We start from the raw sequence: 13,151 nt of genomic DNA, 5'->3' as shown, positions 1-13,151 counted from the left end.
CGGATGAATGAGATGAATGAATGGAAAAGTCGTCGTAAAGCCGCCGCCCGGTGAGGAATCGATAGCTTTCCGTCACTGAAGTTTCTATCCTTGAAGAATCCGATCGCCAGCAGCGGAAGGGGCGGCATGCCGCGCCGTTCGAGCCTCAGCTATCGAGATGCGTTACGACTGCTGGCCCCGGGCAGCACGCGCATCACCGAGACCGACAAGGTCGTCAGCGCGGGGATCCTGGGCGCTGGGGCCCTCTCCCACGGTACGGCGCTCGCGTTGCTCGGCCCGAAGAACGCACTCGTGCAGCTCGTCCGGGACGCCACCGGAAACCAGGCCGGCCGCATCCGGACAACCGGCGGAAAATCGTATTACGAGCTGCTGGAGGCCAGCCACACCGTGCTGGCGCTCTCCGCGTTCTTCGACGGTTTCCGGGACGAGGTCGGGCCGGGTTTCGACAGGCTGGAACTGACCGACGAGGAAAAGGTCGGCATGGTGTCGGCCGAGCGGCGGCACCACACGCTTCCGCAGGAGATCGACGGCGGCTACTTCCCGTTGCCCTCCTCGGTGTACGGCATGGACGACACCCGCCGGGACGTCGAGGTCGCGTACGTCCGGCTCTACGACGCCACCATCGCGTTCTGCGAGGGCCTGGCCGCCTGGCCGTCGGTGCGGCGCGGGCTCGACCTCACGTCGCTGCGCTCCCGCGTGGTGACCCGGGCCATGTCGCACTACCAGGACCGCTTCGACCGGCTCGCCACGGACCTCCCCGAGTTCGGGTTCCGCATGATGCGCCAGGCGATCGAGCACAACCTGATCGACAACCGCACGCTTACCACCGAGGTCTCGGCCCGGCTGGACGCACTGGCGGAGCTCTACCGCAACCTCGCCGAGCTGTCCGGGCCGGTCGCCGCCGACCGGCCCGACCTGCTCCGCGAGTCCCTCGACCGGCTCACCGGCTCGCTCGCGGCGGTGTTCCGGCAGCCGCTGCTGCGGATCAAGGACGTCGACTTCCACCTGCGGCTGCCGAACGTCGACAGCGGCTTCATCAGCCCCGACTTCCGGGCCGCCGAGTACGGCAAGCACACGTCACCCGAGCGGGAGGCCTGGTGGGACGACCAGCCGCGCCGGGGTGACCTCGTCGGGTTCCTCTCCCGGTACCTGACCGACCCGGCGAGCCTGCACCGTCCGCTGCTGCTCCTCGGCCAGCCGGGCGCCGGCAAGACGCTGCTGACCCGGGTGATCGCGGCCCGGCTGCCGGCGAGCCGGTTCACCGCGATAGTGGTGCCGCTGCGCCGGATGTCCGGGGACACGTCGCCGACCGAGCAGATCGAGGCCGCGATCGAGCAGGTGATGGACGAGCGCATCCGCTGGGCGGACCTGCGCCGGGCCACCCAGCACACCACCGTCGTGGTGATCTTCGACGGGTTCGACGAACTCGTCCAGGTCACCGGCACCGCCCACTCGCAGTACATCGACCGGGTGGCCGAGTTCCAGGAGGCCCAGTGGGACCTGGGCTACTCGATCATTCCGATCATCACGTCCCGGATCCTGGTGATGGACCGCGCCAGCGTGCCGCAGGGCACCGTGCTGGTCCGGCTGGAAGACCTGACCGACGCCCAGGTGACCGCCTGGCTGGCCGCCGTCAACGCGGCGAACGAGGACCGGCCCGGCTACCGCCGGCTGTCCGCCCGGGAACTGCTGTCGCACGGCGAGCTGGCCCGCCAGCCGCTGCTGCTCACGCTGCTCGCGATCTACTACAACGAGCACTGGGCCGACCGTCGTCCCGGCGCCGCCATCTCCCGGTCCGACCTGTTCACCGGCCTGCTGACCGCGTTCATCAGGCGGCAGGTCAGCGAGAAGGCGCCGACCGCGCTCGCGCACCACGAGCGGGAGGCCCGCGAGCACCAGCTCCGGCGCGACCTGGCGATCACCGCGTTCGCCATGTTCAACCGCAACCGGGAACTGGTGAACCGGGCCGCGCTCCGCCTCGACCTGGACTGCTTCGGCTCCCGCAGCGGTGACGGCTCCCGGTTCGAACTCGGCGACGTGCTCGGCCCGGAGCAGCTTGTCACCGCCGCGTTCTTCGTGGTGTACGGCCCGGACGACGTGCAGGGTGAGGACGCCCGGCGCACGTACGAGTTCCTGCACACCACGATCGGGGACTTCCTGATCGCCGAGTACGTCGTAGGGGCGCTGCGGAGCCTGGCCGAGCTGCGCCGGCACACCCGCAGCCCGGCCGGCTTCGGCTATCAGCTGGACACCGGTCAGTTCCGGGCGCTGCTCTCCCACCAGCCGCTGGTCAAGCGGGAGGCGCTGGTCGAGTTCGCGCGGGATCTCAGCTCCCGCCATCCGCAGGAGCGGGACGCGATCGTGGAGACCATCGCCGGCCTGCTGGCCGAGGCCCGGCAGCGGACCGACCTGGCCGGCGTGGACGGCTACCGGCCGGCGCCGTACGACCCGGTGCGGCTGCTCGCCGCGTACACCGCGAACCTGGTCGCGCTCGCCGCGCTGGTGTCACCCGACGGCGTACGCCACACCGACCTGATGGACGAGGCGACCTGGGTGTCCACGGTCCGGCTGTGGCGGGCGGGGCTGGACGAGAAGGGCCAGCTCGCGATGATCAGTTGGCTGAACCGGGACGCCGACGGCCGGATCATCGCCGAGCGGCGGCGCGAACGCCGGGGGGAGACGGTGAACGTGGCCGCCGAGGAGGCGCGGCTGCTCGGCGACATCACCACCTACGGCCAGTTGCAGGCGGGCGCGCGGACGTGGCGCGGCCAGCAGCCGGACAGTTTCGAGGCCGGCCGGTTCCACGCCGACCTGGTGTCGCTCGCCACCCGCCGCTGGCCGGTGCCGTCGCTGCACCAGCTCATCCTGTACGACGAGCGCAGCTACCGGCGGCTGTGGGCGCGTGCCGTCGAGTCACCGGAGGCGGTGTCCAGCACGAGCGCCACGGTCCTGCTGGAATGCCTCGCCGAGGACGGCGCGCAGTTGCCCCGCGAGGTGGTGTGCGGACTGACCCGGGTGGCGCTGAGCCGGCTGCCCGACTCGCCCACCGCGCCACCCGAGCTGATCATCTCGTGCCCGTACCTGATCGACGAGTTCCCGGAGCTGGTCGACTCGCTCGGCACGACCGACGACCACGCGGTGCTGCACGCCCTCATCCTGCGGCACGGGCTGCACCGGCTGCCGCAGCGGTACGTGCCCCGGGTCCGGCGGGTGCTCGCCGACATCGAGGACCGGCTCGCGGAGCTGCCGCTGGAGGACGGCGTGGTGTCGGCCGAGATGGCCGAGCAGTTCGCCGCCGCGCGGGTCGACAACCGCACCGCGCTGTGGCTGCTGATGGCGTTGGACGAGTACGCCGACCTGGCCTGGCCGAAGATCCCGCCGAAGACGATGCACGCCCTGCTCGCGCACCGGCTGCCGGACGAGTTCCTCGACGAGGCGAGCCTGTGCCGGCTGCTCGTGGACTACCTGCGGGCCCACGACCGGGTGCCCGCCGAGGTCTCGCTGGCGTCAGCCCTCGACACGCTGCGCGCCGCGGTGTGACCCCGTACCGCCACCACCCGTCCGGAGGCCCCGATTGGCACACTCGCCCAGGCACCGAGAGCACATCGTCCGGACGGGAAGGAGGAACCTGGCGGTCGACATCGCCGGGGCGGAACGCGGCTGGCCCGTGTTCCTCATGCACGGCACACCCGGCAGCCGCAACGGTCCACGACCACGGTCCATCGTGCTGTACCGGCTCGGTGTACGGCTCATCTCGTACGACCGGCCGGGTTACGGCGGCTCCAGCCGGCTGCCCGGCCGCCGCGTCGCGGACGCCGCGGCGGACGTCGCGGCCATCGCCGACGACCTGGGCCTGGACGGGTTCTCGGTGGTGGGGCGCTCCGGCGGCGGTCCGCACGCCCTGGCCTGCGCCGCGCTGCTGCCGGACCGGGTACGGCGGACCGCGGTCCTGGTCGGCCTCGCCCCGGCCGGCGCGACCGGGCTGGACTGGTTCGGCGGCATGACCGACGCCAACGTGCGCGACTACGGCGCCGCCGAGCACGACGTGCCGATGCTCGCCGAGCAGTTGCGGCTGCGGGCCGAGCGCACGATGGACGACCCGGGCTCGCTGCTGGCGCTGCTGGTCGGGCAGATGACCGAGGCCGACCGCCGGGTGGTGGCCGGGGTGCCGATCCGCCGGCAGCTCACCGACGCCTATGCCGAGGCGCTGCGCCAGGGGCCGCACGGCTGGATCGACGACGTGCTGGCATTGCGCGCCGACTGGGGCGTCACGCTCCCGGACATCCGGATGCCGGTACGTCTCTGGCACGGCGCGGACGACAACTTCGCCCCGGCCAGCCACACCCGCTGGCTGGCCGAACAGATCCCCGGCGCGCAGTTGCACGTGCAGCCGCGCAGCGCGCACTTCGGCGCGGTGGAGGTGCTGCCGGAGATCCTCGCCTGGCTGGCCGATCCGGTGGAGCGGGCCACCGTCAGATCGGATGCGGGTCGATGATGCGCCGCTGCAACCGGTTCTCCCGGAGGGTTTCGACCGCCGGGTGGCTCTCGCCCAGCCGGTAGGTCAGTTCGCGGGTGACCGCCTCCAGCTCCGCCCGCCGACCGCCCTCCACCCGCTCCTGCATCACCAGGAGGTTCGCCCGGCAGCGCAGTGTGTTCGGGTGGTCGCGGCCGAGCATCCGGTCCAGGCCGTCGTGGGCACGTCGCAACAGCGCCAGCGCCTCCAGGTCCGCCGCCTCCCGGCCTTCCGGCGGGTCGGGCTGCTCGGCGATGCAGATGGCCTGGTTCATCCACCCCGAGAGGGGGTACGGGTGTTCGTCGCCCAGCACGTCGGCGAGCGCGTCGGCGGACTGGCCGGCGAGCTGCCGGGCCTCGACGAAGTCCCGGGCGCGGCGGGCCACCATGGCGAGGTTGACCAAGCAGACGAGCGTCAGCGGGTGCCCCGGGCCGAGGTTGTTCTGGTAGACGCGGTGCACTTCGGTCAGTTCCCGGCTGGCCCGCTGGAACAGGTCGACGGTGAGCAGGTTGACGGACAGGCTCAGCCGACAGGTCAGCGTCTCCGGGTTGTCCGGCCCGAACCGCTCGTTCAGCAGCTCGTACGCCGCTTCGAGGAGCTTGCCCGCCTCGACCGCGTGCCCCGCCGAGCGCAGCGACACCGCCAGGTTGGTCTGCGCGCGCAGGGTCATCAGGTGCTCGGCACCGGCCGTGCGCAGCAGGTCCCGGTGGACGCCGCGGAGCCGGGCGATGGACTGCTCGTAGTCGCCGGCGTCGCGCATGTCGATGCCCACGTACGCGGACGAGGCGAGCGTGTCCGGGTGGTCCTCGCCGAGGATTGCGCGGCGCCCGGCCAGCACCATCTCGTCGTTCTTGCGGGCCTCCCGGAAGTCGCCCATCAGGCGCTGGGTGGTGGCGAGGTTGTTCAGCGCGACGAGGGTGCGCGGGTGCTCCTCGGTGAAGTTCCGCTTCCACGCGTTGAACGTGATCTCGTCCAGGCGCAGCGCCTCGTTGTACTTGCCCATGCCGCGCAGGTCGCGTGCGAGCCCGCCGGCGGTCATCAGGGTGTGCGGGTGGTCCTCGCCGAGCAGTTCCCGCTGGGCCGCGAGGACCTCCTCGTCCAGCGCCCGGGACTCGGTGAACTGCCCGAGGAAGGCGAGGATGTTGGCGAGGTTGAACTGCAGGTGCAGCAACTGCCGGCGCAGGTCGTCGCGCGCCCGTGCGTCGGTCTCCTCGGCGAGCATCTGCTCCCAGGTCTGCGCGACCTCCTCACCGAGCCGCCGGCCGGTCTCCAGGTCGCCGCGCAACTGGAGGTAGCGGACCCGGTCGATCATCAGCGCCCGCACCTCCACCCGGTGGCTAAGCGGCGCCTTCGACGCCTCCAGGTGCGGCCAGATGACCCGGAACCGGGGCCAGCCGTCGGGGTCGTCCACCTCGCCCTCGGGACGGGCGGCGGCGAGCACGAGGTGGACCTGGCGGCGCGCCTCGTCGAGTTCCTCCTCGGTCATCCGGGACCGGACGGCGTGCTGGAGCAGGCGGTGCATGAGCACCAGGCCGCCCCGGCCCCGCTCGCCGCCGGACGGGCTCTCGGCCCGCAGGTCGACCCGGACCAGGGCGAGCCGGTTGGCCTGCTGCACCAGTTGCTGGCGGACCAGCCGTTCCTTCGCCTGCGGGTGGAACGGCACCAGCGCCTCGGCGAACTCGTCGCTGTAGACCAGGTCGGCGGAGATCTCCGGCGCGAACACCGAGCACAGTTGCAGCACCCGGTAGGCCGCCGGGTTCCGGGTCCGCAGGTGGTTGAGCGACAGCTCCCAGGTGGCCTCCACCGAGACGTTGCTGTTCGGTTCCATCACCGCGCCCGGCCCGAACTTGGCGATCTCGGTGAGGTAGCTGTCGACCGAGTGGCCGGTGTCGGCCAGCCACGCCGCGGCGGCGGTCACCGCGATGGGCAGGTCGCCCAGCAGGGCGGCGATCCGGTCGGCCTGGTCGACGCGCATCGTCGGCACCCGCTCGGTGAGGTGCTGGATGCTCTCCGCGCGCTTGAACACGTCGACCGGGATCGTGGTGGCCCGCTCGACCCACTGCAGGTTCCGGGACGTGATGACGACGTGGCCCTTGCCGTCCGGCACGTACGGCAGGACGCCGTCGACCTCGTCGGCGTTGTCCATGATCAGCAGCCACCGGAGGTCGGTGCGGCGCAGCGCCTGGAGCACCAGCCGGGCGTTCTCCCGGTTCGATTCCGACGACGGCACGCCCAGGTAGGGTGCGAGGTCACCGATGGCGGACTCGATGAACGGCACCTGGTCGGCGTCGATCCACCACACCATGTCGTACGCGGCCCGGTAGCGGTGGGCGTACTCCAGCGCGAGCTGGCTCTTGCCGATGCCGCCCATGCCCTGCAACGCCACCGGCCCGGTGCCGGAGAGCACCACCTTCGGGCTGCTGCGCAGCAGCGTCCGCAGCTCGCGCAGGTCCGCCTCGCGGCCGGTGAAGCGCTTGTTGCGGCCCGGCACCTCGAACACCGTGTTGTCCCGGCCGGGGAACCGGGGACCGGTAGGCAGTTCCAGGTCCGCGGGCACACCCTCGCGGCCGACCAGGCGCAGGATCCGCGCGGCGGCGGTCCGCGCCTCCAACCCGGCGACCGAGACGGTGTGCGCGGCCGGCACGTTCGCCAGGCGCCGCACGTCCGCCACGTAGACGACGAGCGGCACCTGGTCGGGCGAACGGTCCGGCGCGGCGAGCACCGCCTCCTCGTTGGCGTTCGCCTCGGAGACGATGATCAGCTCCCGGGCCGTCCGGGGCGCCTCGTCGTCGGTGAACCACGGGTCGGTCACCCGGACGTCCGCCGAGACCAGCAGGTGCCCGATCCACTCCGCCCACACCCGGTCGTACGGGGCGTGCCGGAGCATGATCTCGTTCTCCACCGAGTTGGAGGTACGGGTGAACCGCGCGTTGACCCGCTCGCGGATCGCGCTGCTCATCGGCGGCAGCGACTCCACCTCACCCCGGGTGATCTCCCGGGCCAGCAGCTCGTACGCGGACAGCAGCGACCCGTTGACGCCTGGTTGGTCGGCGAACGTGGCGAGCAGTTCCTCGTACGCGTAGAACGCCTGGTAGGGCACCTGCATTCGGGCCCAGTACCGGTCCCGTTCGGCCTCGCTCATGGCGCTGGGCAGACCGCTGAAGCGCTGCCGCGCCACCGCCCGCCCGGTGTCCGCCTTCACCTTCTCCGCCGGGTCGATGCGCATCGGCACCGGCAGCACCCGGATCCGCCGCGACCCGTACCGGTGCTCGACCAGCCGCGCGACCTTCGCCGCGCCGGTGATGCCCTGCTCGCTGAGGGTGAAGCAGGTGACAAGCACGTCCGGCAACTGGATGGTGCAGATGTCGGCGACGTCGGAGAACCCGGTGCGGCTGTCGATCAGCACGTAGTCGTAGTTGCGCTTCATGTCGGCGCGCAGCGCGTCGAAGAAGTAGCCGCCGCCCTGCCGCTCGTAGAACTCGTCCCAGTTCATCCCGGCGAGCGCGCCCGCGTAGTCGTTGTTCTGCTGGCCCGCGCCGAGGAAGTCAAGCGTCCCGTCACCGGGGAAGTTGGACCAGTTCAGCGAGAACGAGTACTTGTGCACCCGGGCGTACTGCTCGTGCCAGCGGTCGTCGCCCTTGTCCTGCTTGGTGGTGGTCGCCCACTCGTACTCCCGGATCAGGTCGATCACCCCGCCGGTGCTCTCCAGCGCGTCCCGGTCGATGAACGGCGCGAAGAAGCGCGACAGGCCGGGGGACTCCAGGTCCCAGTCGACGGCGAGCACCCGCTTGCCGTTGGCGGCGAGGATCCAGGCGACGTTCGCCAGCGCCATCGTCCGGCCGGTGCCGCCCTTGTAGGAGTAGAAGGTGACGACCTGTCCCTCACGTCGGGTCATGTGTCCACTCCCTCGTCGGACGGCGGGTTCTCCCAGAGCCGGGGCTTGTTGATGGGCGGTCCCGGTGGCGGGTAGGTCGGTCCCGCCTCCAGGTAGCGGCGTCGCATCCGGCGGACCAGATCGTGGATCTCGGTCCGCCAGTCGTCCCACGTGGTTATCTTCAGCGGGCGTGTGGTGGCGGAGAGCATGCTCACCGCCCGGTCGAGCAACCCGGCCGCGTGCGAGCGGTGGGCGTGGTGGGCGTCCTCGCTGATCAGCACGACCCCCACCCAGCCGTGCAGGCAGTCGACGGCCGCCTGGACGGCCTCCGCGCCGTCCGGCGTCTCGACCACCAGAGGATCGATCATGAGTACGCCCGGACAGGACCGGAACAGTCCGGCGTCGGGGACGAAGTCGCGGACGTCGATCGGCATCCGCAGTCGCTGCACCGCGTCGGTCACGTCCTCGATCACCGGTGGCCGGCCGCGGAACGGGCGCCACCGGCCGGCGTGGGTGTCGGACCGGCCGTTGAGCCGCCCCGGGTCGGCCGGCTGGTCGGGTGCGATCACCACCGCCCGGAACGGCACCTCGCTGGTCGGGGACGACGGCAGGTCGGTCGGCCCGGTCGGCGGCTCGGCCGGTTGCAGCGGCGTCTGCTCGGCGGTGTCGACGATGTGCTGCGCCAGGCGGCCCAGCACCTCCTTGTAGGCGTCCTGGAACTTCTGGAGCCGGCAGAGCGCGCTCATGCCGTTCGCGGCGTACACGTCCACGTCGGCGGCCATCGCCACGGCCCGGGCCTGGTCCGGCGCGTGGAGCGCGGCGGGCGACGGGATCCACAGGACCGGCAGGATGTTGTCGCCGTCCGGCGGGCGACCGGCCCGGATCAGCCGTTGCCGGAACCACTCCCGTTCCCGGCGCGAGTCGTCCCGGTTGAGGTAGTCCGGCGAATACAGCGGGACGAACACCTCCGCCTCGGCCAGCGCGGTGCGTTTTCGTTCCGTCCGGGCCTCCGGCGGCCGCACCATGAAGTCGGCGAAGCCCTGCCGGCGTACCCGGTCGCCGGGCCGGCCGTCGATCGCCAGGTTGAGATCGTGGTAGAAGCGGCGGACCCAGTGGTCGCCCGGGGTGCGGTCGTTGTGTGTCGGCGGGGGGACATAGCTGAGGAAGAAATAGGGCGGGCCCGGCAGCGTGGGCCGCTCAGAGGTCACGACGACACGACCGTTCCACGGGACGAGTGTCTGACCCCCAACCGGTAATGATCACGCGCTGCTCCCCAGTCGACACGATGCGGCGTCTATCGATCAGGGTAGAGAGGTTGCGCCCGGGTTACCAGGCCCTCACCGTCCGATGTGGGCGTCCATCCACGTGACGGCGGCGCCGACCGCGTCGGATATCGGCAGCAGCCGGGCCGGTGCGTCACCGACCGTCCCGCGCCGGGTGAACGCCGCCCGGTCGAGTTCCGCGCCGATCGCCGGAAAAGGGGCCGCATCCAGGTGCGGAGCCTCGAAGTCGAGCCGTTCCCGGCGGCCGTCGCGCAGCACGTAGCAGCGGTACGGACGACGCGGCGGCGGGCGCCGCAGCCGGTACTCGGCGAGGTGCAGCGCGGTGCATGTCGCATAACCGACACCGAGCAGCAGCGTCCGGGCGCCGGCCGCCTCCAGGGCGGCGAGCGGGGACCGCTCCCCGAGATGGGAGTCGAGGTCGTGGACGCGCATCAGCTCCGCCGCCCGCGGCCCCCACGCGCTGAACGACGTCTGCGGGTGCCGGCTGCGGACCGCGCCGGGCAGCCGGCGTACGTGCTCGGCGAACGCGCCGACCCCGAACGACGGCGTGACGGCCGGGTCGAAGCCGGGCATCCGTTCCTCGTACGCCAGACGTTCCTCGTCGGTGAGCCCGGCGGTCGCGGCGTGGTACGCCGGGCTGCTCACCGAGTTGTCAGGGGTCTGCGCCGGGACCACGACGGTGCCGGACGGGCCGACGGCGGCCCGCAGGGCGCCGGCCAGCGTGGCCGGCCCGCCGTCGACCGGTCCGAGCGCGCGCAGGGAGCAGTGCACGAGCACCACGTCGCCGGGGCCGAGCCCGAGCGCGCGCAGGTCGGCGGTGAGCGTGTCGACCCGGTACGCGGGCGGGACGGCGGTGGTCACGACGGCCACCCGGACATCGAGCGGGCGACCTGCCGGACCAGCCGCGAACCGGCCGGGGTGAGCGCGTCCGCCCGTTGCAGCGCGCCGATCGCCTCGGCCGTCCAGTCGCGGTACCGGCGGTAGACCGCCTGCGCGCCGTCGACCTGACGGTCGGCCCGGATCCGCCAGATGTCGGCCACCGCCACGTGCGCGTAGATGCCGTGCAGGACGGCCTCGGCGGGCCGCGGGTCGGGCCGCCAGCCCACTGTGATGTCGATCGGGCGGGTGCCGTCGACCAGGTCGCAGACGTCCAGCAGCGCGTTCATCTTGCTGTGCTGGAACTCGTGCACGAGCAGCACCGCGAGCGAGCCCGCGTCGGTCTCCGTGGCCGCGACGCCGCCGAACGCCTGCCGCGCGGTCGACGCCTCGCTGACACCCGCGCCGCTGCGCCGCAACGGGACCACGGCCCGCAGCCCGGTACGTAGCTCCTCGGCGTGGCCCGGCACCTCGTCCCGGATCACCTGCCACGCCGCCGCGAACGTCTCGGCCCAGCGCGCGGCGCCCGCGTCGTCGAGCCGGTCGCCGGCGGGCAGCCGGTGGCAGTCGCGGTGCGGATCGCCGTCCTCCAGCAGGACGCTCACGTCCGCGGCGGCGAGCACGCGGGTGGGCCACCACCGGGGCGCGTCCCCGGGCGTACCGGTGCGGATCGCCACGTTCACGTCTCCGGCGGTCACCCGCAGCGAGCCCGGGCCGGTCTCGACCCGCGCGGTGCCGTCGCCCACCTCGGGCAGCAGGACGGTGCCCACCGTCGGCAGGTGCAGGCGGCCGTGCCGCACCGGCACGTCGAGACGTACCGGGGTGCCGGCGTCGAGCGCGGCGGCGGCCGCGAGCGCGCTCAGGTAGTCCGGCCCCTGCCGGGCGCCGGTGCCGGTGCCGGCGAGGCAGTCGACAGCCCACGCCCGCACGTACGGGTGGGCCGCGATCCGGGCCACGGAATCCGGCGCACCACGGTCGAGCGCGGCCAGCGCCGCCCAGCCGTCGGCTCCGGCCCCGCCGGCCGGCAGCCGGTCGGCCACCTCGGCGAGCAGCGCGCGGACGATGGCGATCTGTGCCTCCACGAGCCGGCCGATGGCGACCCGGTCGCCGGTCGGCGCCGCGAGGCGGTCGAGGAAGTCGTCGGGCAGGCCGGCGTCGAGCCGGACGGGTGCCGGTGGGTTCTCGTTCACGTGCACGATCAGCTCTTTCAGATCGGCGCAGTAGACACTCGGATGGTCGAAGTGCCCGGCGCCGTACCGGTGGGCGAACAGTCCGCCGCCGCACTGGTCGACCACCGGACACCGCCGGCACTCGTCGCTGAGACCGGCCCGGCCGGAGCGGCGGCGGGCCAGGAGCGGGCTGGCCGCCACGTCGTCGGCCGCGTGCGAGAAGACGGTCATACCGGTGGCCGGCGCGCCGTCGTACGCGGTCTTGAGCGAGTCCGCCTGCTCCCACTCGCCGTCCGTCTCGATCACCGCCAGGTCGACCGGATCGAGACCGAGCCACTCGGTGCCGCTGGGTCCGCCCACGGCGGTGGACAGCAGCGAGTCGAAGAGGCGGACGGCGACCGGCCGGCCGTCCGCCCGCCAGCGGTCGTAGACGGTGCGCAACCACCCCGCGTACGCGGTGCCGCCGCCGGCCGGCCGCCACGGTGGGTCGTCCCAGGTGGCGTGCGGGAGCAGGAAGTCGATTCGTGGTGGTTCCTGGGCGAGCAACGATTCGTAGACCGCTATCGGGTCGTTGCGCACGTCCACCGTGCACAGCAGGCCGGCGTAGATCCCCCGGTACGCCGGGCGGCGCAGCAGCGCGAGCGCGCGCAGCACCTGGTCGTAGCTGCCGGCGCCGGACCGGAAGCGCCGGTGCCGGTCGTTGGCGGCCCGGTCGCCGTCGAGCGACACGCCGACCGCGACGTCGTGGTCGGCGAGCAGGTCGCAGAACCGTTCGGAGAGCAGTACGCCGTTCGTCTGCATGCCGATCCGCAGCCGGGTGACCGGGCCGATGACACGCCGCAGGTCGGCGAGCACCTGACCCAGTCGTTCGGGGCCGAGGAGCAGCGGCTCACCGCCGTGCAGGACGACAGTGACGTCCGGCAGCCGGTGGGCGGCGGCATGCTCGGCGATCCGTCCGGCCGCGGCCCGGAGCACGTCCGGCGTCATCCGCACCGGGCGGCGGCGCCAGCTCTGGTCGGCGTGTTCGTAGACGTAGCAGTGGTCGCACGCCAGGTCACACCTGGCGTGCACCTTCAGGACGAACTCGGTGAGCGCCGCGCGGGCCGGCCCGGGGGACATCGCAGATCAGATGAACGAGCCGAACTTCGCCGCGGGGACCCGGGTCTTGTCGAGATGAGCCGCCATCACCCGGCGCACTATCGGGGATATGTCCGCTGCGGAGAGCCGGTCGAGGGGCTCCGCGCGGACCCTGCCCAGCGACACCGGGGGCTCTTCCTGGCGCATGGGGACGGTTGTCATGACTTTTCCTTAGGTTCGTGTATGCGCCCGTCGAGCACAGCAGCGACGGCACACTATTAGCTCCGGGGGATCCAGCACAATGGACCCATCGGCGCGAAGGTGAATCTCTGGACGGTTCGCCGGCCGGCGTCGTCGTC

General features: G+C 72.4%; 7 protein-coding genes. 2 read left to right on the top strand and 5 right to left on the bottom strand.

All coding sequences use genetic code 11. The features are described 5' to 3' along the window. Nucleotides 1-126: 126 nt before the first annotated feature. Both O7611_RS27620 and O7611_RS27615 read left to right on the top strand, forming a co-directional pair. Nucleotides 127-3,540, top strand: a complete 3,414-nt coding sequence (locus O7611_RS27620) for an NACHT domain-containing protein (RefSeq protein WP_194800410.1) — start codon at nucleotides 127-129, stop codon at nucleotides 3,538-3,540. A 34-nt stretch (nucleotides 3,541-3,574) separates the two neighbouring features. Further along, entirely contained in the window at nucleotides 3,575-4,495 is a 921-nt protein-coding gene (locus O7611_RS27615; protein ID WP_194800411.1) for an alpha/beta fold hydrolase, read from the top strand. On the opposite strand, the gene fxsT is transcribed toward O7611_RS27615, so the two are convergent. The 5 genes from fxsT to O7611_RS27590 all read right to left on the bottom strand — a co-directional run bounded on the left by fxsT (nucleotide 4,473) and on the right by O7611_RS27590 (nucleotide 13,014). Further along, complete coding sequence (fxsT, locus tag O7611_RS27610; RefSeq protein WP_269697819.1) at nucleotides 4,473-8,408, bottom strand: FxSxx-COOH system tetratricopeptide repeat protein; 3,936 nt, start codon at nucleotides 8,406-8,408, stop codon at nucleotides 4,473-4,475. The two genes, O7611_RS27615 and fxsT, sit on opposite strands and share 23 nt — an antisense overlap. Continuing rightward, nucleotides 8,405-9,595: a TIR-like protein FxsC gene (locus O7611_RS27605; protein WP_194800413.1), complete on the bottom strand. Its 1,191-nt coding sequence runs from the start codon at nucleotides 9,593-9,595 to the stop codon at nucleotides 8,405-8,407. The genes fxsT and O7611_RS27605 overlap by 4 nt, the downstream gene beginning before the upstream one ends. Nucleotides 9,596-9,724: 129 nt before the next feature. Beyond that, complete coding sequence (locus tag O7611_RS27600; protein WP_194800414.1) at nucleotides 9,725-10,531, bottom strand: aminoglycoside N(3)-acetyltransferase; 807 nt, start codon at nucleotides 10,529-10,531, stop codon at nucleotides 9,725-9,727. Continuing rightward, entirely contained in the window at nucleotides 10,528-12,834 is a 2,307-nt protein-coding gene (locus tag O7611_RS27595) for an FxsB family cyclophane-forming radical SAM/SPASM peptide maturase (protein ID WP_269697818.1), read from the bottom strand. Before O7611_RS27595 ends, O7611_RS27600 begins: the two co-directional genes overlap by 4 nt. Nucleotides 12,835-12,840: 6 nt before the next feature. Next, on the bottom strand, nucleotides 12,841-13,014 hold the full coding sequence (locus O7611_RS27590; RefSeq protein WP_194800416.1) for a hypothetical protein: 174 nt from the start codon (nucleotides 13,012-13,014) through the stop codon (nucleotides 12,841-12,843). Nucleotides 13,015-13,151: the final 137 nt, after the last annotated feature.

The sequence above is a fragment of the Micromonospora sp. WMMC273 genome (assembly GCF_027460285.1).
Lineage (GTDB): Bacteria > Actinomycetota > Actinomycetes > Mycobacteriales > Micromonosporaceae > Micromonospora > Micromonospora aurantiaca.
The sequence above is the reverse complement of the archived record's forward strand: the minus strand, read 5'-3'. Positions and strand labels throughout refer to the sequence as shown.

Excerpts from the sequence above, each read along its gene's own strand:
- O7611_RS27620 (WP_194800410.1), top strand. The coding sequence starts at position 127 with ATGCCGCGCCGTTCGAGCCTCAGCTATCGAGATGCGTTACGACTGCTG.
- fxsT (WP_269697819.1), bottom strand. The coding sequence starts at position 8,408 with ATGACCCGACGTGAGGGACAGGTCGTCACCTTCTACTCCTACAAGGGC.
- O7611_RS27595 (WP_269697818.1), bottom strand. The coding sequence starts at position 12,834 with ATGTCCCCCGGGCCGGCCCGCGCGGCGCTCACCGAGTTCGTCCTGAAG.
- O7611_RS27590 (WP_194800416.1), bottom strand. The coding sequence starts at position 13,014 with ATGACAACCGTCCCCATGCGCCAGGAAGAGCCCCCGGTGTCGCTGGGC.